Consider the following 22799-nt stretch of genomic DNA (forward strand, 5'->3'; position numbering starts at 1 on the left):
GCCGGGGCCTCCCGGCCAGGCCCGATCCGATGACGCACCATCCACGCCGACCAGCCCCGAAGCCGATCTCCGAAGCCCGCACCCGAAGTCCTTTCCCAAGTCCTTTCCGAAGCCCTTTCCCAAGCCTTTTCCGGCCGAGCCCCGCGGCTCCTCCGAACCGCTCCCCGTCCGCGCCTGGCACTTCCCGACCGAGGACTCCATGCGTCTGCGCAGCAGCTCGATCCGCGCGAAGATCATCGCGCTGCTCCTGGTGCCCATCGTCGCGCTCACCGCGCTCTGGGTGTACGCGACCTTCGCCACCACCGGAGACGTCTGGGGCCAGCTGGAGATCAGCCGTACGTACAAGGAGTTCGGGACCCCGGTCGACGAGTACGCCGACGATCTGCAGAACGAGCGCCGCGCGGCCGTCCAGCGACTGGCCGTCCCGAACTCGCAGGTCGCCGCGGACGCCTACGAACACGCCAAGGCCGCCACCGACCGCAGCCTCGACGTCCTGCGGCAGAAGAAGGACCACGCGGGCGGCAAGCTCTCCAGCTCCCAGCGCGGCCGCTTCCTGCAGATCATCGCCGCCGCCGACCAGATCGGACCGCTGCGCGCGCAGGTCGGCCGCTCCGCGCTCAACTGGGAGTTCGCGCTGGGGCAGTACAGCGACCTGGTCAAGCCGGTGTTCGGCTTCCGGTCCGCCTACGTCGCCCGGCAGACCGGCCAACTCCCGCGCCAGGGGACCATCCTGATCGAGCTGGTGCGCGCCCGAGAGTACCTCGCGCAGGAGGACGCGGCGATGGAGGGCCTGCGCGGCGGCGCCGCCAAGCCCACCGCCGAGCAGTACCAGGTGGCCCTGGACGCCCTGCACAACCAGCAGGCCCTGTTCACCGTCTACATCGCCGAACTCGAACCCGCCGACCAGTCCGACTACATCGCCCTGCGCGGTGGCGAGGCCTGGGCCGCGCTGGCCCGCGCCGAAGCGGACTTCGTCGGCGCGGGCGGCCCCGAGCGGGTCGCCCAGGCGATCAACGGCGACTCCTGGCGGGAGACCGCCGACCGGGCGCTCGGCGACCTCACCTCGATCAACGCCCGGATCGCCAACGGGATCGGCGAGCGTGAGCGGTCCGCCGCGATCGGGCTGCTCTGGCGCGGCGGCATCGCCGGTGCGATCGGCCTGGTCGCGGTCGTTCTGTCGGTGCTGATCTCCTTCCGGATCGGGCGCGGCCTCGCCCGCGAACTGATCGGACTGCGCAACGCGGCCAACGAACTGGCCGGCACCCGGCTGCCCTCCGTCATGCTGCGGCTGCGCCGGGGCGAGGCGGTGGACGTCGCGGCCGAGGCACCCGAACTGCGCTTCGGGGCGGCCGAGATAGGCCAGGTCGGCCAGGCCTTCAACGCCGTCCAGCGGGCCGCGGTCGAGGCCGCCGTCGAACAGGCCGAACTGCGGCGCGGCGTCTCGGCGGTGTTCGTCAACCTGGCCCGGCGCAGCCAGGTGCTGTTGCACCGCCAGCTCACCCTGCTCGACACCATGGAGCGCCGCACCGAGAACCCGACCGAGCTGGCCGACCTCTTCAAGGTCGACCACCTCACCACGCGCATGCGGCGGCACGCCGAGGGCCTGATCATCCTCGCCGGCGGCTCGCCCGGGCGCGCCTGGCGCAAGCCGGTCCGGATGGTGGACGTGGTCCGCGCGGCGGTCGGCGAGGTCGAGGACTACGCCCGGGTGATCGTCCGGCCGTTCCCCGGCACCGGCCTGCTCGGCAGCGCCGTCGCGGACGTCACCCACCTGATCGCCGAACTCGTCGAGAACGCCGCGGTGTTCTCCCCGCCGACCACCCAAGTCACCGTCCAGGGTGAGGTGGTGGCGCACGGATTCGCGCTGGAGATCGACGACCGCGGGCTCGGGCTGAGCGATCAACTCCTCGCCGACATCAACGAACGCCTCGCCGTGGAGCAGGAGTTCGACCTCGCCGACACCGACCGGCTGGGCCTGTTCGTGGTCAGCCGGCTGGCCCGGCGGCACGGCATCCGGGTCCACCTGCGCCCGTCCCCGTACGGCGGGACGACGGCGGTCGTGCTGATCCCGCGCGAACTGCTCGCCGAGGCGCCGGACGGCCTGCCCGAGCCGCCGCCCACCGGACAGCGCTCCGCCCCGGTCCGGCGCGGACAGCGCGACCTGGTCGCCGTGCCCGCGCTCGGCGGTGGCGGTGGCGGTGGTGGTCGCAGTACGGCGGAGGGCGTGGCTCGGGCCGCTGCCGGTTCCGGCGTCGGTGCCGGGTTCGGGTCCGGTGCCGGGTCTGGGGCCAGTTCCGTTGCGGGGGAGGACGAGCGGCACCGCGGCAGCGGCGGTCCCCGGCCGTCCACGTCCGAGCCGGCCCGGACGCCGGGCGGGCTGCCGCGACGGGCCTCGCGGACCAGGGGCGGGCCGGTGCTGGTGCCCGCGCCGCCCAGGGACACCGAGGACGCTGCGGGGACGGGGCGCCACCGTCGGGACGAGCCGACCACGGCCGCTCCCGTCGTCGACGGGCCCGCGGACCCGCCGTCGGTCGCAGGCCCGCGGACCGAGGGCGGGCTGCCCCGGCGGGTCCGGCAGGCGAACCTCGCGCCGCAGCTCAAGGAGCAGCTGAAGGAGCGCCTCCGGGACCGGACCGACCACGGGTCCGAGGACGAGGCCGCCCTCGCCGCCCGCCGGGCCCGGGAGGCCCAGGAGGCCGAGCGGGCGCGCGAGCGCTCACCCGAGGAGGCGCGGGCCACCTTCGCCTCGTTCCAGCGCGGCTTCACCCGGGGGCGCGGCGCCACGTCCGGGTCGGCCCCGGCGAGTGCCCGGCCCGCCGCCATACCCGTCTGGCAGCCGCCGGACCCCGCCCGGCGGGCGATCAGTCCGGCACCCGCCCCGGCGGCGCTGCCCGCGCCGTCGGATGCTGCCCGGGCGCCGCTCGCCCGTCGGGTGCCGCCCGGCCCGCCCGTCCGGCGGAACCCGGTGCCCGCACCCATGGCACGACCCGTGCCACCTGTATCAAGGGCAACACCTGGTCCACGGGCAACACCCGCTCCATCGGCAGCACCTGTACCGACAGCACCACCTGCACCACCCGCTCCATCGGAAGGAACTGATTCATGACCACTTCGACGCAGCCGTCCGGGGACCTCAACTGGCTCCTGGACGACCTGGTGGGGCGCGTCGCGGCCCTGCGGCACGCCGTGATCCTCTCCAGCGACGGCCTGGCCACCGGCGCCTCCCGCGACCTCGACCGCGAGGACGCCGAGCACCTGGCGGCCGTCGCGGCCGGGTTCCACAGCCTGGCCAAGGGCGCCGGCGGGCACTTCAAGGTCGGCGGGGTCCGCCAGACGATGGTGGAACTGGACGAGGCGTTCCTGTTCATCACGGCGGCCGGGGACGGCAGCTGCCTGGCCGTGCTGAGCGAGGCCGAGGCCGACATCGGCCAGATCGCCTACGAGATGGCGCTGCTGGTCAAGCGGGTCGGCGAGCACCTGGCCGCCGAGCCGCGCACCGAAGCCGCGCCGCCGGGGAGATGAGCGGTCCGATGGCGGATCCGAGGGCTGAGGCGGCGGGGCCGCCCGAGCCAAACGGCTCGGCCGCGTCGGCCGCGTCGGCAGGGACGGCCGCGTCGGCAGGGACGACTGGGACGGCAGGGGAGGTGGCGGAGCAGATGGGCCAGGACGGGGCCGAGTCCGACCTGCTCCACCCGCCCGCCCCCGCCGACGACCGCTGGTTCGACGACGAGGCCGGCCCGGTCGTGCGGCTCTACTCGATGACCCGCGGCCGTACCCGGCCGGTCGAGGACGGTCTCTTCGACCTGATCTCGCTGATCACCGCCGCCGAGCCCGGGCCGAACGCGGGGGCCGTGCCCGCGCACGTCCTCGACCCGGAGCACCAGACCCTCCTGGCCTGGTGCCGCCGCGAGCCGCTGTCCGTCGCCGAACTCGGCTCCTACACCGACCTGCCGGTCAGCGTCGTCCGGGTGCTGCTCGGCGACCTCTACGACGCCGAGCTGATCAGCGTCACCCGACCCGTTCCGCTCGCCGAGCTGCCGGACGAGCGCCTGCTGCGAGACGTGATCAATGGACTCCGTGCGCTCTGACCACGACGGCCGCGCCGCTGTCGGCGATACCTCTGGTGGCGCCGATCCCGGCGCCCCGGGCGGCCACGGCACCCCCGTCGGCCACGGCTCCGGCGGTCGCGCCAACGACCCGCGCTGGCGCGGCGGCCCGGCCGTCGCGGTGAAGATCCTCGTCGCGGGCGGCTTCGGCGCGGGCAAGACCACGCTGGTCGGCTCGGTGAGCGAGATCCGGCCGCTGCGCACCGAGGAGGAGCTCAGCGAGCTGGGCCGCCCGGTGGACGACACCTCGGGCGTGGAGGCGAAGCGCACCACCACCGTGGCGATGGACTTCGGCCGGATCGACCTGCGGCCCGGACTCGCGCTGTACCTGTTCGGCACGCCCGGGCAGGACCGGTTCTGGTTCGTCTGGGACGAGTTGGCGCGCGGCGCGCTCGGCGCACTGGTGCTCGCGGACACCCGGCGGCTGGCCGACTGCTTCCCCTCGGTCGACTTCTTCGAGCAGCGCGGCATTCCGTTCGTGGTCGCGGTGAACTGCTTCGACGGCACCGAGCGGTTCTCCCCGGACGAGGTCCGCGACGCGCTCGACCTCGACCCGGACATTCCCGTGCTGCTGTGTGACGCACGCCTGCGGGAGGACGGGAAGGAACTCCTGGTCGCGCTCGTCGAACACGCCGCCGCCCGTCGCCACCGCGCCCCGGCCCGGACCTGACGCCGCCGCACCCTGGACCCGGTGCTGCCGCGACCCGGTCCGACGACACCGAGCCCGGGCCTGACGACACCGCGTTCCCGGTCTGACGACACCGCCCCATCGGTCCGGCACTGCACCCGCACAGAGGCTTCACAGAGCCTCCGAGCCGCCCGACGTCTCATTCGGTTGTCCGCATCCCGGACGTTCGGTGTGCCGAAGGTTGCCTAGACCGGCCCGGCGTGGAAGGCTCTGGGCACGAAAGCCGCCCGGCCATGCCGTCGGGAGGGCCGGAAACGTTCCGTTCACGAAGGCGCGCATCGACGACGACGCGCCGTCGTGCAGAGCAAGGGGGAGGGCAGCAGGATGACCGTCGGCCAGCGACGCGCCACGACCGATCCCGCCCCCGTCACGCCGGTGCTCACCGTCCGCCGCTACATCGACCAGGCGCTGATCTGCAGCGCCTGTTGTCGGTGACCGGCCGGCCCCTTCCCGGTACGTCCCCGACGCTCCCGGCCCACCAGGCCGCCGTCTGACGCACCGCCAATCCCGTCGACCAGGCCGTAGCGGACCCGCCCCATCCGGCGTGCCCGCGACCGCCGATCCGGCCCCGCCTCGCGGAGAGACCACCAGTGAACATCGCCTGCACCAGCCCCGCCCCCGGCATCGCCGGCCGTCCCCGCTCGACCGGGGCGGCCTCCGCGATGTGCGACGGCGGACCGGCCGGGCGGTGGAACGGGCGCGCGAACCGCGCCGGGGACAGCCGGCAGGGTCACCTCGACCTTGAGCCGTTCTGGCCGTCCCGGCAGCCGCACCTGTTCGATCAGACGTGTCCGGGCTCGCCCAGCGCGTCCCGGCCCTCCGCAGGCTGATTCCGGATCAGCCCGGCAGTACGCCCGGTCGACGCGCAGACGACTCCACCCCGTCCGTCACGCGCGAAATGAGCGGCACACCATGTCTTCTTCATCCACGGCCACCCTGCCCCTGCCTTCCGCGACCCCGCACCTGCGCGCGGTCCGCTCCGTCCCCGGCGTCGTCCCGGCCGGGTCCGGCGTCCCCGGCGCGCCGGGCTCCTCCGCCTCCCCGCTCTCGCACGGCTCGCCGGCCGCCGAGCGATGGCCCGGGGGAGCGGTCCGGTCCTCCCATGCGGCTCCGTCCCGTTCAGCGGGCGCGGGCGTCGTACCCCAGCCGGGCGCGGTCCTCCCGGCCGCACCGGCTGCCCTGCTCGCCGCGCTGCCCGAGGGCGCGACCGTCGTCGCCGCCCTGCCGCAGGGCGCGCTGCCGCAGGGTCTGCTCGCCCAGTACGGCCCGCAGTTCGGCGCCGGTACCGGGAACCCGATGGTCGGGTACCTGGTGCTCGTACCGGCCGACAGCCCGGTGGCGGCGGTGCCCGCCGGCGCGTCCCTCGGCGGGCCCTCGGGTGCGCAGCACGCCGGTGCGCACGCCGGTGCGCCCGTGAGTGTGCCCGCGCAGACCGGTGTCCGTCCGGTCCGACCGGCCGGGCGCGGCATCGCCGTCGACGCCGAGCGGCGCAACGCCTACGTGGACGGGCGCCTGCTCGACCTCACCTACCTGGAGTTCGAGCTGCTCGCCCACCTCACCGAGCACCCGCAGCGGGTGCACACCCGGGACCACCTGGTCTCGGCGGTCTGGGGGTACGGCCACGTCGGCGACGGCCGCACGGTCGACGTGCACGTCGCCCGGCTGCGCCGCAAGCTCGGACCGGGCTACCGCGACACGATCGTGACGGTCCGTCGGGTCGGCTACAAGTACACCCCGGCCAGCTGATCGGCCACTGAACGTCCTGCCGTGGCGGGTTGCCCGTGCCCTCGTGGAACGGGCCACCCGCTGCGGCATCATGACGTGACGTCAGGCGCGCTGATCGGGCGGCAGCAGCAGGACGGCGAGCGCGTCGGCGCAGGTGCGGGTGTGGCCCAGGAACCAGTCCAGGCGGTCGTCGGTCAGGTGCGCCGGGGTCGAGCGGACGGCCAGCGCGAACCGGGCCTGCCCGGTGCCGTCCAGGACGGGCACGGCCACCGTCCGCACCCCGGCGGCCGACTCTCCGTCGTTGAGCGCGTACCCGGAGCTCCGGACCTTCGCCAACTCATCGTCCAGCAGCGCCGGTTCGGTGATCGTCCGGTCGGTGAACGACGGCAGCGGGCCGAGCGCCGACACCGCCGGCTCGCCCGGGCGCGGCCAGGCCAGCAGCACCTTGCCGAGCGCCGTGGAGTGCAGCGGCCGGCGCAGCCCGAGGCCGGTGTCCGGGCGGACGGAGGCCCCCACCAGGATGACCGCGTGCGGACCGCTGCGGATCGCGAGGTCCGCGGTCGCACCGGTGCGTCGGGACAGCAGGTCCAACTCGGGTGCGGCCAGGTGCAGTCCGCGCTGGTGGAAGGTGAGTTGGCCGAGTTCGGCGACCGCCGGGCCGAGCCGGTAGCGCGCGGTCTGCTCGTCCTGTTCCAGGAAGCCGGCGCTGACCAGCGTTCGGGCCAGCCGGTGCGCGGTGGAGACCGAGAGGTCCATCCGGCGGGCCAGGTCGGAGGCGCTCAGGTCGGGGCCGTTGTCGTGGAAGCAGTGCAGCAGCCCCAGCGCACGCTGGACGGCCTGCGCACCGGCCGGCGGGCCCTGGACGGCGGTGGCGGCCTCGGCCATGGCACCTCGCGTTTCGGTTCGGGAATCCGGCTGGATCACCGGGAGGAGTCTCAGCGTAGGGCAGCGAGTGCTGCGGGATTGTGTCGACGACGTTGCAATGGAATGGCGTTGATGAACAAGTGATCCCACCATGTGGCAAAACCTTGCTTCCGGCTCGATCGTCGTGGAACGCTCCTCACATCGCGCCGGACGCCCGCCGCCCGGCGTACCACCCGCAACCCCGACCCGCAGGAAGGAGCGACGCCGTGACGATCCACCGGTGCCCCGCCTCCTGCGCGTGTTGTCGCTGACGCTCCCCTCGCGCCGCACCGTCCGGCGTTCCCCGCCTCGCGCGAATCCCGGCCTCGCCCGACATGTCGGTCTCACCGGAAACGCCGACTCACCATCTCGTACAACTCCCCGACGCCTCGGGCCCCGTGGCCCGCGCGGCGGGCCCAGAACCGCAGCCTTCCGGCGCCAGCCGAACCCGCCCCCTCAGCAGAGGACCACACCCCGTGCCCAGTCCTTCCCCCAGTGCCCCCGACACCCTCTGGTTCACCCGTTGCCCGGTGCCCACCGCCACCGGGATCGCCGCCGACCAGGGTTGGCTCGCGCGCGAGTTCGCCGCCGACGGGATCGCCGTCCGCTCGCTCCAGGACGCCCCGCCGGAGGTGGCCGCGGACCACCACTACACCCACGCGCTCACCGGGCTGTTCCGCGAGGGGGGCAACGTCCCGGCGTTGTGGGCCCGTTCGCGCGGCGAGCGGACCCGGCTGATCGGCCTCACCTGGATCGAGGAGCGCCAGGTGGTCCTGGTCCGGGCCGGCAGCGGCATCACCGGCCCCGGCGACCTGCGCGGGGTGCGGCTGGCGGTCCCACATCATGGCATCGGCATCGACTTCTGGCGGGCGATGGCCCTGGCCGGTTTCCGTGGCGCCCTCGGCCTCGCCGGGCTCACGCTGGAGGACGCCGAACTGGTCGACGTCCCGGGCCTGCCCGGCGGCGGGCAGTGGGCCGGCGAGCTGGCCGCGCTGCGGGACGGTGTGGTGGACGCCGTGTACGTGAAGGGGGCGCTCGCCGTCGAGGCGGCCCGCCGGGTCGGGGCGGAGGTGGCCGTGGAACTGGACGCGGTGCCGGACCGCCGGGCCCGGGTCAACAACGGGACGCCCCGGCCGGTCACCGTCCACCAGCAACTGCTGGACGAGCAGCCGGAGCTGGTCGCCCGCTTCCTCGCCGTTCTGCTGGAGGCCGCCGACTGGGCGGCCGAGCACCCGGCGGAGGTGGTGCGGATCCTGCGGGCCGAGACCGGCGCGGGCGCCGAGGGCGTGGCCGGGGCGTATGCGCCGGGCAGCCACCGCACCCTGCACCTGGACCTCTCGGCCGAGCGCCTGGAGCTGCTGGCGCAGCAGGAACGTTTCCTCGGGAACCGGGGATTCCTCGCGTCCCCGGTCGACATCCCCGGTTGGGCAGACCCGGAACCCCTGCGCGCCGCCCACGAGCTGCTGCGCCAACGGCGCCGCGCCGCGGTGGGCGACTGAGCGCCGTCGGCCGCCGGCTGACAGATCACAACTAACATATTTCAGCAGACAGATTTCAGATAACAGATTTCGAAAGTTGTCACTTGTCGGCTGTCCCTCGTTTGGAGACCCCGTGAAGACCCCCCGCCTCGCCCTCGCCGCCACCGCGCTGCTCGCCTCCACCGCACTGGCCGCCTGCGGCTCGTCCGCCGACGGGGCCAAGGCCTCCGCCGACGGCGGGGCCGGCGGCAAGGCCGACGTGGTGCTCCGCCTGCCCGATCCCGGAAACAACGGGTTCCTCGCCCGGGGCAAGAAGGACGGCTCGCTGGACAAGGCCCTGGCCGCCGTCCACGCCAAGGTCGCCTGGACCGGCAGCGCGGGCCCGTTCGCCCCGGCCGCACAGGCCCTGTCCGCCGACCAACTGGACGTCGCCCAGGGCTCGATCACCTCGGCCGTCGCCGCGCTCGCCCAGAAGCCCGGATTCAAGCTGTTCGCCCAGACCGCGCCCGACGGCGTCGGCGAGGGGATCCTGGTGAAGAACGACTCGCCCATCAAGTCCGTCCAGGATCTGGCCGGCCGCAAGGTCGCCGTCTCCCAGGGCGGCACCAGCGAGTACCTGCTGCTCAAGGCGCTGGAGAAGAACGGCGTCCCGGCCGACAAGGTCGAACGGGTCTACCTGCGCGCCGACCAGACGGCCGGCGTCTTCAACTCCGGCCAGGTGGACGCCTGGGCGACCTGGAACACCTTCTCCACACCCACCATCGCCAACGCCGGGGCGCACTTCCTGGCCAACGGCGAGCAGGTCGGCTCCGACAACTACGCCGTCTGGGCCGTCCGCAACGGCTTCGCCGACAAGCACCCCGAGGTGGTCAAGACCTTCTACACCTACCTGCGCGAGAACGGCCTCAAGGAGAAGGCGGACCCGGCCGCCTACCTCAACGTCTTCACCGACTCCGGCCCGACCGCCGTCACCCCCGCGGAGAAGGACATCGCGGTGAACGTCAGCGGGCAGGGCGCCGCCGCGGAGGCCATCTCCGACGCCGACACCGCCCGCTTCGGCACCGTCGCCCGGTTCTTCGCCGACCAGAAGGTCACCAAGCAACTCGTGGACGTCAAGCCGTACCTGATCGACATCAACAAGCTCGGGGACGGTGCCAAGTGACCGCCGCCGCCCCCGAACGCACCACCGACGAGACCCGAGCCGCCCTCGACGCCGGACTCGTCACCCCGCACACCAGGCGGCAGCGCCCCCGCCCGCGCGCCCTCGCCGTGATCCTGCGCACCCTGGGCCCGCTCGCCCTGCTCGGCAGCTGGGCGCTCGCCTCCGCCACCGGCGCGCTCACCCAGGACGTCCTCGCCTCACCCGCCCAGGTCGCCGAAGCCGTCGGCGAGTTGTGGGGCAACGGCCAGCTCACCGATGCGCTCGGGGTCTCTCTCACCCGGGCCGGCCTCGGCCTGCTGTTCGGCGCGGCCACCGGTCTGGTGCTCGGGGTGGTCACCGGCTTCACCCGGCTCGGCGAGGAACTGCTCGACTCCGCGATCCAGGTGCTGCGCACCGTCCCGTTCCTGGCGCTGGTCCCGCTGTTCATGGTCTGGTTCGGTATCACCGAGACCGCGAAGGTCGCCCTGATCGGCGTCGCCACCAGCTTCCCGATGTACGTGTCCGCCTCCGGCGGCGTCCGCAACACCGACCGCAAGCTGGTCGAGGCGATGCGCAGCTTCGGGCTCGGCCGCTGGGCCATCGTGCGCACCGTCGTCCTGCCCGGCGCGCTGCCCGCCCTGCTGTCCGGTCTGCGGCTGTCGATGACGCTCAGCGTGATCGCCCTGATCGCCGCCGAGGAGATCAACTCCACCGAGGGGATCGGATACTTGATGGCCCAGGCGCAGAACTACTCGCGCACCGACATCCTCGCCGTCTGCATCCTGATCTACGGGCTGCTCGGCCTCACCGCCGACGCGGTCGTCCGGGGCCTGGAGCGCCTCCTGATGCCGTGGCGCCAGGCCGTCCAGGGGGCAGCCCGATGAGCGCCGCGACCTCCGCCACCTCCGTGCCCGCCACCTCCACCCCCGCCACCTCCGCGTCCGCGACGGCCGCTCCGGCCGTCCATCTGCGAGGCCTGCGCCGGGTGTTCGGCACCCGGGCCGTCCTCGACGGCATCGATCTGTCCATCGCCCGGGGCGAGTTCGTCGCGCTGCTGGGCGCCAGCGGCACCGGCAAGACCACCCTGCTGCGCATCCTCGGCGCGCTCGACCGGGCCGACGAGGGCACCGTGCTCGTCCCGCCGGTGCGTACGGTGGTCTTCCAGGAGCCCCGACTCGTGCCGTCCAAGCGGGTGTTGGCCAACGTCACGGTCGGCCTGCCGCGCGGAACCGCCACCCGGGAGACCGGACTCAAGGCGCTCGCCGAGGTCGGCCTGGACAAGCACGCCGACGCCTGGCCGGCCACCCTCTCGGGCGGCGAGGCGCAGCGTGTCGCCCTCGCCCGGGCCCTCGTCCGCGAACCCCAACTACTGCTGCTCGACGAGCCGTTCGCCGCGCTGGACGCGCTCACCCGACTGCGCATGCAGGACCTGGTCGGCGACCTCGTCCGCCGCCACCGGCCCGCCGTGCTGCTGGTCACCCACGACGTGGAGGAGGCCGTCCGGCTCGCCGACCGCGTCGCCGTCCTGCGCGACGGCCTGCTCGTGCGCGACGAACCGGTCGCCGTCGACCACCCCCGCGACCCCGCCGACCCGGCCTTCGCCGACCTGCGCCGCCGGCTGCTGGCCGACCTCGGCGTCCACTGACCCGCAAGCGGCCCCACCGAACCGTCCTCAAGAACGCCAGCCCGCACCACCGGAGTTGAACAGATGACCGTGACCCTCGGCGTCCACGCCAGCAACCCCTCGCTCTACTACCTCGCCCGACTGCCCTACCTGGACGAGGAACTGGCCCCGCTCGGCGAGACCGGCGCCTTCCACCACTACGCCGACGGCACCCGCACCGGTGCGCTGCTCGCCGACGGAACCATCGACTTCGGCGGGACGGGCTCGACCCCGCCGGTCACCGCCCAGGCGGCCGGCCACGACCTGGTGTACGCGGCGGTCTCCGCACCCCGGCCCGACCACGGTGCCCTGCTGGTGCTGGACGGCGGCCCGGTCCAGACGGTGGCGGACCTCAAGGGCGGCACCGTCGCGCTGGGCATCGGATCCTGGCAGACTCATCTGCTCGCCAAGGCCCTGCACGCGCAGGGGCTTTCGTACGCCGAGGACGTCACCCCGGTGCGCCCGGCGGCCGGCGAGGACCAGGCCCAGCGGCTGCGCGACGGCGAGATCGCGGGGTGGATCGCCCAGGGCGCCGAACTGGCCGCCGCCCGCCGGAGCGGGGGCTTCCGGGAGCTGATCCGCACCGGCGACGTCATCACCGACCGCTCGGTGTTCTTCACCCGCCGGGACTTCGCGACCGAGCGCCCCGAGGTGGTCGCCGCGATCGCCGCTGCGCTGCGCCGGGCGGACGCCTGGGTGGCCGCCCACCCGGCCGAGGCGGCCGCGATCGCGGCGGAGCGGTTGGGCGGCTCGGCCGTCGACTGGCAGACGGCGCTGGCCGCACTGCCGTGGCAACTGGAGCCCGCCACCGCCGGGTTCATCGCCGAGCAGCAGGAGGCCGCGGACATCTTCCACGGGGTCGGGTTCATCGACCGGGCGCTGACCGTCGCCGACGCCCATCTGCCCGCGCTGGAGGCCCCGGTGGCCGCCGCGCTCGCCAAGGCGGTCTGAACCATGGCCTCCGAAGTCCTCTGGTACATCATCCCGCGCGAGGGCCACTACCCGTGGGAGCCGACCGGCCGTCGCCCGGTGGACCTCCGCTACCTGCAGCAACTGGCGGGAAGCGTCGAGCGGTTGGGCTACACCGGAGCCCTGCTCGCGACCGACCTCTACGACGTGTGGACGCTCGGCAGCGCGCTCGCGGCCGCCACCACCCCGGCGTTCAAGCCGCTGCTGGCCGTCCACCCGGGGCTGGTCTCGCCCACCCTGCTGGCGAAGATGGCGCTCAGCTTCGACCGGATGCACGGCGGCCGACTGCGGTTCAACGTGGTCAACGGCTCGACCGCGCAACTGCGCGAGTACGGGCTGGACGTCGAGCACGACGACCGCTACCGGCTGAGCGCCGAGTACTGGTCGATCGTCAGGCGCCTGACCGCCGGCGAAGTCTTCGACCACAAGGGCGAGTTCTACGAGCTGAAGAACGCGGGCGCGAGCCTGCGGGAGCTGGCGCCGGTCCAGCCCGGCGGCATCCCGCTCTGGTTCGGCGGCAGTTCGGCGGCCGGCATCGAGATGGCGGCCGAGCACGTGGACGTCTACCTGACCTGGGGCGAGCCGCCGCACCTGCTCAAGGAGAAGCTGGACCTGGTCCGGGCGCGGGCCGCCGCCCACGGCCGGACCCTGCGGATCGGGCTGCGGCTGCACCTGATCGTCCGCGACACCGAGGACGAGGCCTGGGCGGCCGCCGACCGCCTGCTCGACGTCACCAGCGAGGCCACGTACGCCCGCCAACTGGGCGGCGCCAAGGGGGAGGACGGGGTCGGCTGGCAGCGGCAGTTCCGCCAGCACGGCGGCAAGGTGCCCGCGCGGGCCCGGGAGCTGGAGGCCTACCCGAACCTCTGGCCGGGAATGAGCCTGTTCCGTCCCGGCCCCGGTACGGCGGTGGTCGGGTCGACGGCCCAGGTGGTCGAGCGGTTGCAGGAGTTCGAGTCGCTGGGCGTCGACACCTTCATCCTCTCCGGCAACCCGCTGCTGGAGGAGGCCCACCGGGTTGCAGAAACGGTACTGCCCGCCCTGGGCATCCGCCGCTGACTGCTGACTGCTGACTGCCGACAACTAACAGCTGACAGATGATGAAATCTGTCAGCTGTTAGTTGTTCGCCCGCTCCGGCGGCAGGCCCCGGCCCGCCCGCCTCCCCGCTCAGAGGCTGATTCGGTCGATCTCCGCCAGCTCCTCCGCGGTCAGCGGACCGCCCGCGAGCGCGTCGATGTTCTGGTCCAGCTGGGCGACGCTGCTCGCCCCGATGATCACCGAGACCACCCGCGGGTCCCGCAGGACCCAGCACAGCGCGAGCTGCGCCAGCGTCTGCCCGCGTCGCTCGGCGACCTTGTTGAGTGCCCGCAGCTGCTCCAGCTTCGGCCCGCTGAGCGCCTCCTCGGTCAGGAACCGCCCGACCGACATCCGCGAACCGGCCGGCACCTCACCCGACAGGTAGCGATCGGTCAGCAGTCCCTGGGCGAGCGGCGAGTAGGCGATGAGGCTGGTCCGGGTCTCGCCCACCGCGTCCAGCACACCCTCCTCCACGTACCGGTTGAGGATCGAGTACGCCGACTGGTTCAGCAGCACCGGCGTGCCCAGCTCGCGCAGGATCGCCACCGCCTCCCGGTGCTGCTCCGCCGGGTAGTTGGAGATCGCCGCGTACAGCGCCTTGCCCGAGCGCACCGCGCTGTCCAGCGCGCCCATCGTCTCCTCGAGCGGGGTGTCCGGGTCGTAGCGGTGGGAGTAGAAGACGTCGACGTAGTCCAGCCCCATCCGGCCCAGCGACTGGTCCAGGCTGGCCAGCAGGTACTTGCGGCTGCCGCCGTTGCCGTACGGGCCGGGCCACATGTCCCAGCCGGCCTTGCTGGCGATGAACAGCTCGTCCCGGTACGGGCGGAAGTCCTGGGCGAACAGGTAGCCGAAGTTGCGCTCGGCGCTGCCGTACGGCGGGCCGTAGTTGTTCGCGAGGTCGAAGTGGGTGATCCCCCGGTCGAAGGCGCGGCGCAGTACCGCCCGCTGGACCTCCAGCGGCTGGGCGTCACCGAAGTTGTGCCAGAGGCCGAGCGATACGGCCGGCAGCTGAACGCCGCTGCGGCCGGCCTTGCGGTAGGTCATCGAGGCATAGCGGTCATCCGCGGCGAGGTAGCTCATGCCGGACATCTTGCCAGTCGTCGCGGGCGGATCAAGCCCTTGCCCCGTTTCTGACCGGTGCCTATGCTCGCGGAGGATCGTACGCGTGCGAGGCGAAGGGGGAGTCGCGATGACCGTCCAGGCTGTGACCGCACCCGCGACCCCGACCCCGACCCCAACTGTGCCCGCAACTGTGACCGCGCCCGCGGCCGCCGCGCCCCGCTGTTGTCGCGGCCGCCGCTGCACCTCGCGCTGACGCCGCCCCAGAGCCGCTCTGCCGCGATCCCCACCCGGTGCCGCCCGCGTGAGCGCAGCCCGTACCGGGGCGTTGCGCACGGGCCGCCGCCCCTCCTCGGCAGCCGTGCCCGCGCCTCGGGTCCGGGCGTCGCGCCGAGGCCCCATCGAGCGCCCCCAAGGAGACCGCCGTGCGGTTCACCGTCTCGTCCCTCGTCGCCAACGGGCCCGATCCCGTGACCGGCGTCCAGCGCACCCCGCAGGAGAAGCTGTGGAACGTCATCGACCAGGCGGTCGTGGCCGAGCAACTCGGTTACGACGGCTACGGCGTGGGGGAGCGGCACGGTGAACCGTTCCTCTCTCCGGCGCCGCCGGTGCTGCTCAGCGCGATAGCGGCCCGTACCTCCACCATCCGGCTGTTCACCACGGTGACGGTGCTGAGCATCCTGGATCCGGTCCGGGTCGCCGAGGACTACGCCCTGCTCGACCAGCTCTCCGGAGGCAGGGTCGAGTTGATCATCGGCAAGGGCAACGACCCGCGGCACTTCGACCTGTTCGGCCTGCCCGAGGAGCGCCAGTGGGACGCGCTCGCCGAGAACTACGGCCTGCTGCGCCGGCTCTGGCGCGAGGAGCGGGTGACCTGGGAGGGCTCGACCCGCCCACCGCTCAAGGACGCGGCCGTCGCGCCGCGCCCGTTGCAGGACCCGATCCCGGTGTGGCACGGCAGCGCGACCAGCACCCAGTCCACCGACCTGGCGGCCCGCTACGGTGATCCGCTCTTCTCCGCCAACTCCTTCCACCCGCTGGCCAAGTACCGCTCGCTGGTGGAGCACTACCGCGAGCGCTGGGCGCACTACGGGCGCGATCCGAGGGAGGCCAGGGTGGGCGCGAGCTTCGGCGGGCTGTACGTCGTCAAGCGCTCGCAGGACGCGGTCGAGGGCTTCCGTCCGTACTGGGACGCGATGTTCGGTTCGGCGGCCGGCCGGCACAACAAGTCGCCGTTCACATCGCTGGAGGACGCGTTGGAGCACGGTTCGGCCCTGGTCGGAAGCCCGCAGCAGGTGATCGAGAAGATCCACCGCTATCACGAGGCCTTCGGCAACGAGGTGGTCGGGATCGGAGTCGACGCCCTGACGGAAGGGGCGCAGCGGGAGCAGTTGGAGCTGATCGCGGCCGAGGTGGCCCCGGTGGTCAGGCGCGAGCTTCCGTGAGCGCCCGCCCGATGTGACGCGCGCCACCGGCTGCGGTGGAGTGCCGCCGGTCGGCGCTGGGGAGGCGAGCGGGCGAGGGGCCGTGGCCGCCGGGGGGCGGCGCACGGCCCTCAGCCGTTCCCGGTGCGGACCGCGTCTGCCCGCCTCGCGTCCGCGTCGAGCCGGGCAATCCCTGGCTTCTGTACCTACTGGTATGTACAGTGTTTCGCATGACCACCCAGGACCGTCTCATCGAGAGCACCCAGGCACTCCTCTGGGAGCGCGGCTACGTCGGCACCAGCCCCAAGGCCATCCAGCAGCACGCCGGCGTCGGCCAGGGCAGCATGTACCACCACTTCGCCGGCAAGCCCGACCTCGCCGCCGCCGCACTGCGCCGCAGTGCCGAGCAGCTGCGGGGAGTCGCCGCCGCCGACCTGTCCGCCCCCGGCAGCGCGTACGACCGCATCTCCGCCTACCTGCGCCGTGACCGCGACGTGCTGCGCGGCTGCCGGATCGGCCGGATGGCCCAGGACCCGGACGTCATCGCCGACCCCGAACTGCGCGCCCCCGTCGAGGAGACCTTCGACTGGCTGCGCGCCCGGATCGCCGAGTTGGTGGCCGAGGGCCAGGTGGCGGGCGAGCTCGCCCCCGGTGTCGACCCGGCGGACACCGCCGCCGCCGTGGTCGCCGTCGTCCAGGGCGGCTACGTCCTGGCCCGCGCGGCCGGCCGGGCCGAGCCCTTCGAGCAGGCCGTACGCGGCGCCCTCGGCCTGCTCGCCGCCCAGCGCACCGCCTGACCCGCGCCGCGAACGGCTGAGCGGCCGCGCCACCGACTGACCGCGTGACCGCGTGACCGCGCGACCGACCGCGCGACCGACCGCGCGGCCGACCGGCCGAGCGACGTCCGCTCGACGATCCGACCGAGGAGACCCGCCGTGCACGCCATGCAGTACGAGATCACCCTCCCCGCCGACTACGACCTGGGGATCATCCGCAAGCGCGTCGCCGACAAGGGCCATCTGCTCGACGCGCACCCGGGCCTCGGGCTCAAGGCGTACCTGGTCCGCGAGCGGGGCCACGACGGGTCGCCCGTCAACCAGTACGCGCCGTTCTACCTCTGGCGCACCGTCGAGGGCATGAACAGCTTCCTCTGGGGGCCGGGCTTCCGCGGCCTGAGCGCCGACTTCGGCCGACCGTCCGTCCGTCACTGGCTCGGCGCCGGTCTGGCCCACGGCGCCGTGCCGGACGCTCCGGCGACCTCGACCTCGACCTCGACCTCGACCGTGACCGTGGCCACGCCCGCGACCACGGCTACCCGCCACACCGTCAGGCTCCCCGAGTTCGACGATCCCGCCGAGGCGGTCGAGCGGGCCATCGCCGAGTTCCCCGCGCACCCCGCCCTGCACACCGCCGCCGTCGCGGTGGACCCGAGCCGCTGGGAGCTGGTCCGCTTCGCCCTCTGGCGCGGCCCGGCGCCGGACGACGTGCCGGGCATCCGCTACCAGGTGCTGCACCTGTCCTGTCCCGAACTCGACCGGCTGCCCGGCGGCCGACACTGGTGAAAGGTTCCGCCACTCCCATGACCAGTCCCATGACCACCCCCGCGACCACCCCCGCGACCGCCCCCGCCGTCCCGGCCCCCGCCCCCGCCCAGATGACACCGGCCGACCTGACCCCCGCGCCGCTCGACCGCGAAGCCGGCTACGCCCTGCTTGCCGACCTCGCCGGCCCGGTCGCCGCCGCGACCCTCGGCGGTCTGGACGGTCTCGCGCCCGGCTTCCCCGACTGGATCGTCACCAGCCTCTTCGGCGGCACCTACCAGCGCCCCGGCCTCGCCCTGCGCGACCGGCAGGTGGCCAACCTGGCCGCGCTCACCGCCCTCGGCGGCGTGGAGCCGCAGCTCGCCGACCACGTCCGCAACAGCCTGCGGATCGGCCTGACCAGGGAGGAGATCACCGAGGTCATCGTCCACCTCGCCCCCTACGTCGGCGTCCCCAAGGCCCTGGCCGGCCTGCGCGTCGCCACCGCAACCTTCGCCGAGGCGTCCGCGACCGAGCCGTCCCCGGCCGCCGCAGACCCCACCCCGGCAGGCTCGACCGAGACGGACCGGGCATGACCCCCACGATCCGCACCGTCCTCGGCGACCTCGACCCCGCGGAACTCGGCGCCACCGACTCCCACGACCACCTCTTCATCCGCAGCCCCCTGCTCCCCGGCGAGGAACTGGACGACCCGGCCGCCGCCGAGGGCGTCCTGCGCGCCTTCGCGGCGGCCGGCGGGCGGTCGTTCGTCCAGTGGACCCCGTACGGCATGGGCCGCGGAGCGGACTCCCTCGCGAAGCTCTCCCGTGCGACCGGAGTCCACGTCGTCGCCGCCACCGGCCTGCACCAGGCGGCCCACTACGACCCGGACGCGCTCCCCGCCCTGTACGACGGGCTGGCCGAACGCTTCACCGCCGAACTCACCACCGGGCTGACGGCCGAACCGGCCACCGAACTGCCTGGGCTGCCCGGACCACCCGGATCGCCCGAGGCCGTCCGGGCGGGCCTGATCAAGATCGCCTGCGAGCCCGGGACCACCACGGCGCACACCCACCGGGTGATGGCCGCGGCCGCCGACGCGCACCACTCCACCGGTGCCCCGATCGCCGTTCACCTCGAACCCCGAGCCGACCCGCACCTCGTCCTGAACCGGCTGCACGCTCGACATGGCGTACCACCCCACCGGATCATCCTCGGCCACCTCACCCGGCTGCCGGACGTGCGGGTGCACCGCGAACTCGCCGCGGAAGGCGTCTACTTCGCGCTGGACAGCCCCTCCCGGGCCGGCCACCCGGCCGACCACCAGGCCTTCGACGTCATCGCCGACCTCGTCGAGGCCGGCCACGCCTCCCGGCTCCTCCTCGGCGCCGACACCACCACCCGCACCGCCCGTCGGGCCGGCGGCCCGACCGCTCTGCTCAACGACCTCGTCCCACGGCTGGCCCGCACCTTCGGGCCCGAACTGCCCGGCCTCCTCCTCACCGCCAACCCGGCCGCCGCCTTCGCCACCAAGTGGCGCACGCCCTGAACCGTCCATGCTCGGCCCGCCCCGGTCCCGACCCCGGCCGCGGGCCGACCCCGGGACTTCGGTGAAGGCCGGCCGCCCACGCCCTACCGTGACGGCCATGGTGACCCTGCGCATTCTCACGACCGACGACTGGCCGCTCTGGCGCGACCTGCGCCTCGCCGCCCTCTCCGACGCGCCGCACGCCTTCAAGGCCCGCCTGGTGGACTGGCACCACGGCGGCGAGGAACAGTGGCGAGCCCGGTTGCACCTGCCGGGCGCCCACCACGTCGCGGCGCTGATGGACGGTCCGGACGGTCCGGCCACGACTCCCGTCGGCCTGGCGGACGGCCTCCCCGGAGCCGACGGCGTACGGGAGTTGCGCTCGGTGTGGGTCAGTCCGAAGGCGCGCGGCAGGGGCGTCGCCGACCGCCTGCTGGAGGAGGTCGAGCGCTGGGCCCGTGCATCCGGTGGCAGCACGCTGCGCCTCGCGGTGATCCCCGGCAACGAACCCGCGATCGCGCTCTACCGCCGGCATGGCTTCACCGCGCTCGCACTCGCCGAGCCTGGCGGGCCGCTCGCCGACGGGGTCGCCCGGGAGCTCGTGATGGCGAAGCCGCTGCGCTGACGGCTGCGGCTGACGGCCGGGCGGTCGGCTACCCGCCGATCCACCCCGCCACCCGCTCGACGGCCGCGAACGCACCGAAGGCGAGCAGCCGCGTCAGTTCCCCGTCGTCGGCCGCGGGCCGAACGGCGCGCCAGGCGGCCACGTCGGCCTCCGTGAGCCGGTACGGCGCGAGGGCGGTGAGCAGGGCGAGCTGGGCGGCCGGACGCTCGGGTGCGGCGAGCCCGGCCAGGTGCGGGCCGACGGGGTCGCCGCCGAGCGGCGGGTGGGTGCCGTCCCAGGTGGCCAGCGCGTCCCGGACGGTGGCGCGGGCGGGATCCGTCAACAGGCCGCCGCCCTCCGACGCGGCCGCGCGCAGGGCGAGGTAGGCGGGGCCGATCGCGCCGTCCCGGGCCCAGGCGGGCGTGGCGCCATCGGGGGAGGGGGAGGGGGAGCCGCCGAGGACGGTGAGGCCGGCGCCGGGCAGCACCGTGAGACGGGCCGCCGTCGCCACCGCCAGCGCGGCGGCCCGCCGCTCCTCGGCGGAGTGGCGCAGGGCCTCCGGCAGCAGCGCCTCCTCGTCCAGGAGAGCGGTGACCATGCGGTTGATGAAGTGGGTGACCAGCACCGTCCCGACGAACTCGGGAGCGAGGGAAGCCGGGAAGGGCGGGCGGGCCAGGGCCGGGTCCCCCGGCGAACGGGTGGCCGCCGCCCAGGCGAGCAGGGCCGCCTGCCCGGCGTCCTCGGGGGCGCGGCCGACCCGGGCGGCCTCGGCGAGGCGGTGGTCGCCGGCGCCGCGGGCGAGCAGGGCGTGCGCCTCGGTGCAGAACGGGCAGCGGTTGGCGAGCGAGACGGCGCTGGCCACGGCCCCCTTGTCGGTGCGCGCCGCGGCCCCGGCCAGTTCGGCCTCGCGCAGCAGCGCCCAGGTGGCGGCGAGCACCGCAGGGGCGGGCGAGAGGCTCATCAGCGGGCCGTCGGCGAGCAGGAAGTCCTGCTCCATCTGGGCGTACACGGCTGCCACCTGTCCGGTGGCGGCCTCGGGTCGGACGGGCGTGGTGTGGCGGTAGGGCGCGGGCATGCGGGTCCCCTCCTGATGTGCCGGACTTCTGTCCCAGCTATCGCAACCCGCAGTTGCGATACGGTGAGAGTGGCACGCCGCTCGCCCTAACGCAACCAGGAGTTGCAATGCGACCCGCTGAACCCGCTGAACCCGCTGAACCTGCCGAAGCCGTCGAACCCGCCGAAGCCGTCGAGTGCGTGGAACCCGCCGAGCCCGCCGAAGCTGCCGAGCGGGCCGAGTCCGCCCGGCCCGCCGCCCGGCCCACGCTCGGGCGCGGAGAGAAGGTTCGGACGGCGGTGCTCGCCGCCGCCCTCGCGGAACTGGCCGAGACCGGCTACACCGCGCTCACCGTCGACGGGGTCGCACAGCGGGCGGGCGTCCACAAGACCACCGTCTACCGGCGTTGGAAGGACCGCGACACCCTGCTCGTCGACGCCCTGGCCGGTCAGATCGCCACCGACATCCCCATCCCGGACACCGGCTCCGTCGACGACGACCTGCGCGCCCTCGCTCGCGCCCTCGCGGCCTGGCTGACCGGACCGTCCGGCAGTGCCGTGCTCGCCGTCCTGCTGTCGGACGCGGTGCGGGTCCCGGCGATGGCCGAGGTGCGGGCGCGGATCTTCGACGACCGGCTGCGGCGGGCCGAACCGGTGGTCCGTCGAGCCGTCGAACGCGGGCAGCTGCCACCCGGCACCGACCCGGCGGAGGTCATCAAGAACCTCGCCGCGCCGCTGTACTTCCGGGTCCTGATCACGGCCGAGCGGGTGGCCGGCGTCGCCGCCGACCGTGCCGCCACCGCCGTTCTCGCCGCAGCCCGCAACGGCGGCCTCGGCTGACCCGGGCGGCCGTCGCGAGCCCGACGGTCGTCGCGAGCCCGGCCCGCCGTCCGCGACGCGATGGCGGGGCCCGCGTCACCGGGGGAGTGGCCGGGGCCCCGCCGTCGTGCGGCCGTCCGGCGGCTCACATGTGAGTGCCGCCGTCGATGCGGAGCTCGGTGCCGGTGACGAACGCGCCGTCGTCGGAGGCCAGCATCGCGATCACCCCGGCCACTGTTTCCGGACCCGCGAAGCCCTGGCCGAGGGCCGGGGCGAGCTTGGCGAGCAGGCCGAGGTCGGCGTCGGCAGGCAGTCCCGGGTTGTGGGTCATGCCACTGTCGATGCTGCCCGGTGCGACGCAGACCGCGCGCAGTCCCTGCTTCGCGTACTCGGAGGCGATGGCGTGGGTGAAGGACTGGATGCCGCCCTTGGTCGCGGCGTACGCGGCCATGTAGGGGTGGGCGAAGCTCGCCGAGGTGGAGCTGAAGTTGACCACCACGCCCCTGCCGCCCGCGAGCAGCGCGGGGAGCGCCTCGCGGGTCATCAGGAAGGTGCCGGTCAGGTTGACCGCGAGGAGCTTGTTCCAGAACTCCAGGCTGGTCTCGTGGGTGTGCGAGGAGCGGAGGATGCCGGCCGCGTTGACCAGGGCGTCCAGCCCGCCGAGATCCGTGATCGCCGCCGCGACGCCGGTGACGACGGCCGCCTCGTCCGAGATGTCCAGGACCTGGACGGCCAGGCGGTCCGCGGTGCCGTCGGCGGTCGCGCGGTCCAGGGTCGCCTTCAGGCCGTCCTCGTCGACGTCGACGGCGACGACCTTCCCTCCCTCGGCGAGGACACGGTGCACGGTCGCCTGGCCGATGCCAGAGCCGCCGCCGGTGATCAGGACGTTCCGTCCGCTGAAGCGCTCCATGGTGGTACTCCGTTCGTTCGCGGCCTCTCGGCCTCAAGAGGCACGGTACGCCTTTGTGGCATGACGTGCCAATAAGTCCTCCAAGTGTCACTCCGGCGCACCGCGCCACAGTGGCATCGGCCCGCGTACGC

Annotated in this window: 22 protein-coding genes; 18 read left to right on the top strand and 4 right to left on the bottom strand. The window is 74.0% G+C overall.

The window, feature by feature from the left end; translation table 11 throughout:
- Positions 1 to 199: 199 nt before the first annotated feature.
- The 5 genes from ABT015_RS00900 to ABT015_RS00920 all read left to right on the top strand — a co-directional run bounded on the left by ABT015_RS00900 (position 200) and on the right by ABT015_RS00920 (position 6540).
- On the top strand, positions 200 to 3106 hold the full coding sequence (locus tag ABT015_RS00900; protein WP_350875261.1) for a sensor histidine kinase: 2907 nt from the start codon (positions 200 to 202) through the stop codon (positions 3104 to 3106).
- Complete coding sequence (locus ABT015_RS00905) at positions 3103 to 3522, top strand: roadblock/LC7 domain-containing protein (protein ID WP_063349983.1); 420 nt, start codon at positions 3103 to 3105, stop codon at positions 3520 to 3522. The genes ABT015_RS00900 and ABT015_RS00905 overlap by 4 nt, the downstream gene beginning before the upstream one ends.
- 134 nt (positions 3523 to 3656) lie before the next feature.
- A complete protein-coding gene (locus ABT015_RS00910) occupies positions 3657 to 4088 on the top strand; it encodes a DUF742 domain-containing protein (protein WP_350875264.1) in 432 nt (143 codons plus the stop codon).
- Positions 4089 to 4227: 139 nt separating this feature from the next.
- Positions 4228 to 4776, top strand: a complete 549-nt coding sequence (locus ABT015_RS00915) for a GTP-binding protein (RefSeq protein WP_350875683.1) — start codon at positions 4228 to 4230, stop codon at positions 4774 to 4776.
- 930 nt (positions 4777 to 5706) lie between these two features.
- On the top strand, positions 5707 to 6540 hold the full coding sequence (locus tag ABT015_RS00920) for a winged helix-turn-helix domain-containing protein (RefSeq protein WP_350875266.1): 834 nt from the start codon (positions 5707 to 5709) through the stop codon (positions 6538 to 6540).
- A gap of 81 nt (positions 6541 to 6621) precedes the next feature.
- Here the strand turns inward: ABT015_RS00920 and ABT015_RS00925 are convergent, their stop codons facing one another.
- Positions 6622 to 7404, bottom strand: a complete 783-nt coding sequence (locus ABT015_RS00925; RefSeq protein ID WP_350875268.1) for an IclR family transcriptional regulator — start codon at positions 7402 to 7404, stop codon at positions 6622 to 6624.
- 494 nt (positions 7405 to 7898) lie between these two features.
- On the opposite strand from ABT015_RS00925, the gene ABT015_RS00930 reads away from it, so the two are divergent.
- The 6 genes from ABT015_RS00930 (at position 7899) to ABT015_RS00955 (ending at position 13732) form a co-directional block, all read left to right on the top strand.
- A complete protein-coding gene (locus ABT015_RS00930; RefSeq protein WP_350875271.1) occupies positions 7899 to 8921 on the top strand; it encodes an ABC transporter substrate-binding protein in 1023 nt (340 codons plus the stop codon).
- A gap of 112 nt (positions 8922 to 9033) precedes the next feature.
- Positions 9034 to 10062 carry an NrtA/SsuA/CpmA family ABC transporter substrate-binding protein gene (locus ABT015_RS00935; protein ID WP_350875273.1) on the top strand — a complete coding sequence of 343 codons (1029 nt, stop codon included), beginning with the start codon at positions 9034 to 9036 and terminating at the stop codon, positions 10060 to 10062.
- Positions 10059 to 10925 (top strand): ABC transporter permease, encoded by an 867-nt coding sequence (locus ABT015_RS00940; protein WP_350875275.1) that lies wholly within the window; start codon positions 10059 to 10061, stop codon positions 10923 to 10925. The genes ABT015_RS00935 and ABT015_RS00940 overlap by 4 nt, the downstream gene beginning before the upstream one ends.
- Entirely contained in the window at positions 10922 to 11686 is a 765-nt protein-coding gene (locus tag ABT015_RS00945) for an ABC transporter ATP-binding protein (RefSeq protein ID WP_350875277.1), read from the top strand. The genes ABT015_RS00940 and ABT015_RS00945 overlap by 4 nt, the downstream gene beginning before the upstream one ends.
- Before the next feature lie 63 nt (positions 11687 to 11749).
- Positions 11750 to 12655, top strand: coding sequence for an ABC transporter substrate-binding protein (locus ABT015_RS00950; protein ID WP_350875279.1), 906 nt, complete (start codon positions 11750 to 11752; stop codon positions 12653 to 12655).
- Between the two features lie 3 nt (positions 12656 to 12658).
- The gene (locus tag ABT015_RS00955; RefSeq protein WP_350875281.1) at positions 12659 to 13732 is read left to right on the top strand and encodes an LLM class flavin-dependent oxidoreductase; all 1074 of its coding nucleotides are present in this window, start codon (positions 12659 to 12661) and stop codon (positions 13730 to 13732) included.
- A gap of 109 nt (positions 13733 to 13841) precedes the next feature.
- Here ABT015_RS00955 and ABT015_RS00960 read toward each other — a convergent pair whose 3' ends face one another.
- Positions 13842 to 14831, bottom strand: coding sequence for an aldo/keto reductase (locus ABT015_RS00960; protein ID WP_350875283.1), 990 nt, complete (start codon positions 14829 to 14831; stop codon positions 13842 to 13844).
- A 404-nt stretch (positions 14832 to 15235) separates the two neighbouring features.
- Between ABT015_RS00960 and ABT015_RS00965 the strand changes: the two genes are divergently transcribed.
- The 6 genes from ABT015_RS00965 to ABT015_RS00990 all read left to right on the top strand — a co-directional run bounded on the left by ABT015_RS00965 (position 15236) and on the right by ABT015_RS00990 (position 19907).
- Positions 15236 to 16255 carry an LLM class flavin-dependent oxidoreductase gene (locus ABT015_RS00965; protein WP_350875285.1) on the top strand — a complete coding sequence of 340 codons (1020 nt, stop codon included), beginning with the start codon at positions 15236 to 15238 and terminating at the stop codon, positions 16253 to 16255.
- Positions 16256 to 16464: 209 nt separating this feature from the next.
- Positions 16465 to 17031 carry a TetR/AcrR family transcriptional regulator gene (locus ABT015_RS00970; protein WP_350875287.1) on the top strand — a complete coding sequence of 189 codons (567 nt, stop codon included), beginning with the start codon at positions 16465 to 16467 and terminating at the stop codon, positions 17029 to 17031.
- A 138-nt stretch (positions 17032 to 17169) separates the two neighbouring features.
- The gene (locus ABT015_RS00975) at positions 17170 to 17796 is read left to right on the top strand and encodes a DUF4865 family protein (RefSeq protein WP_350875289.1); all 627 of its coding nucleotides are present in this window, start codon (positions 17170 to 17172) and stop codon (positions 17794 to 17796) included.
- A gap of 17 nt (positions 17797 to 17813) precedes the next feature.
- On the top strand, positions 17814 to 18350 hold the full coding sequence (locus ABT015_RS00980) for a carboxymuconolactone decarboxylase family protein (RefSeq protein WP_350875291.1): 537 nt from the start codon (positions 17814 to 17816) through the stop codon (positions 18348 to 18350).
- Positions 18347 to 19303, top strand: coding sequence for a phosphotriesterase family protein (locus ABT015_RS00985; RefSeq protein ID WP_350875293.1), 957 nt, complete (start codon positions 18347 to 18349; stop codon positions 19301 to 19303). Before ABT015_RS00980 ends, ABT015_RS00985 begins: the two co-directional genes overlap by 4 nt.
- Before the next feature lie 97 nt (positions 19304 to 19400).
- A complete protein-coding gene (locus tag ABT015_RS00990) occupies positions 19401 to 19907 on the top strand; it encodes a GNAT family N-acetyltransferase (protein WP_350875295.1) in 507 nt (168 codons plus the stop codon).
- 28 nt (positions 19908 to 19935) lie between these two features.
- Here ABT015_RS00990 and ABT015_RS00995 read toward each other — a convergent pair whose 3' ends face one another.
- Positions 19936 to 20961, bottom strand: a complete 1026-nt coding sequence (locus ABT015_RS00995) for a carboxymuconolactone decarboxylase family protein (RefSeq protein ID WP_350875297.1) — start codon at positions 20959 to 20961, stop codon at positions 19936 to 19938.
- Positions 20962 to 21068: 107 nt separating this feature from the next.
- Here ABT015_RS00995 and ABT015_RS01000 point away from each other — a divergent pair, with 107 nt between their 5' ends.
- On the top strand, positions 21069 to 21779 hold the full coding sequence (locus tag ABT015_RS01000) for a TetR/AcrR family transcriptional regulator (protein WP_350875299.1): 711 nt from the start codon (positions 21069 to 21071) through the stop codon (positions 21777 to 21779).
- Positions 21780 to 21903: 124 nt separating this feature from the next.
- Here ABT015_RS01000 and ABT015_RS01005 read toward each other — a convergent pair whose 3' ends face one another.
- Complete coding sequence (locus tag ABT015_RS01005; RefSeq protein WP_350875301.1) at positions 21904 to 22668, bottom strand: SDR family NAD(P)-dependent oxidoreductase; 765 nt, start codon at positions 22666 to 22668, stop codon at positions 21904 to 21906.
- Between the last annotated feature and the right edge of the window lie 131 nt (positions 22669 to 22799).

The organism is Kitasatospora sp. NPDC094016, assembly GCF_040304045.1.
In the GTDB taxonomy this organism is placed as follows: Bacteria; Actinomycetota; Actinomycetes; order Streptomycetales; family Streptomycetaceae; genus Kitasatospora.

What these genes read in the sequence shown, in the direction of transcription:
- ABT015_RS00900 (WP_350875261.1), top strand. Translation starts at nt 200, where the DNA reads ATGCGTCTGCGCAGCAGCTCGATCCGCGCGAAGATCATCGCGCTGCTC.
- ABT015_RS00905 (WP_063349983.1), top strand. Translation starts at nt 3,103, where the DNA reads ATGACCACTTCGACGCAGCCGTCCGGGGACCTCAACTGGCTCCTGGAC.
- ABT015_RS00910 (WP_350875264.1), top strand. Translation starts at nt 3,657, where the DNA reads ATGGGCCAGGACGGGGCCGAGTCCGACCTGCTCCACCCGCCCGCCCCC.
- ABT015_RS00920 (WP_350875266.1), top strand. Translation starts at nt 5,707, where the DNA reads ATGTCTTCTTCATCCACGGCCACCCTGCCCCTGCCTTCCGCGACCCCG.
- ABT015_RS00925 (WP_350875268.1), bottom strand. Translation starts at nt 7,404, where the DNA reads ATGGCCGAGGCCGCCACCGCCGTCCAGGGCCCGCCGGCCGGTGCGCAG.
- ABT015_RS00945 (WP_350875277.1), top strand. Translation starts at nt 10,922, where the DNA reads ATGAGCGCCGCGACCTCCGCCACCTCCGTGCCCGCCACCTCCACCCCC.
- ABT015_RS00950 (WP_350875279.1), top strand. Translation starts at nt 11,750, where the DNA reads ATGACCGTGACCCTCGGCGTCCACGCCAGCAACCCCTCGCTCTACTAC.
- ABT015_RS00955 (WP_350875281.1), top strand. Translation starts at nt 12,659, where the DNA reads ATGGCCTCCGAAGTCCTCTGGTACATCATCCCGCGCGAGGGCCACTAC.
- ABT015_RS00960 (WP_350875283.1), bottom strand. Translation starts at nt 14,831, where the DNA reads ATGAGCTACCTCGCCGCGGATGACCGCTATGCCTCGATGACCTACCGC.
- ABT015_RS00970 (WP_350875287.1), top strand. Translation starts at nt 16,465, where the DNA reads ATGACCACCCAGGACCGTCTCATCGAGAGCACCCAGGCACTCCTCTGG.
- ABT015_RS00980 (WP_350875291.1), top strand. Translation starts at nt 17,814, where the DNA reads ATGACCAGTCCCATGACCACCCCCGCGACCACCCCCGCGACCGCCCCC.
- ABT015_RS00985 (WP_350875293.1), top strand. Translation starts at nt 18,347, where the DNA reads ATGACCCCCACGATCCGCACCGTCCTCGGCGACCTCGACCCCGCGGAA.
- ABT015_RS00990 (WP_350875295.1), top strand. Translation starts at nt 19,401, where the DNA reads ATGGTGACCCTGCGCATTCTCACGACCGACGACTGGCCGCTCTGGCGC.
- ABT015_RS00995 (WP_350875297.1), bottom strand. Translation starts at nt 20,961, where the DNA reads ATGCCCGCGCCCTACCGCCACACCACGCCCGTCCGACCCGAGGCCGCC.
- ABT015_RS01000 (WP_350875299.1), top strand. Translation starts at nt 21,069, where the DNA reads ATGCGACCCGCTGAACCCGCTGAACCCGCTGAACCTGCCGAAGCCGTC.
- ABT015_RS01005 (WP_350875301.1), bottom strand. Translation starts at nt 22,668, where the DNA reads ATGGAGCGCTTCAGCGGACGGAACGTCCTGATCACCGGCGGCGGCTCT.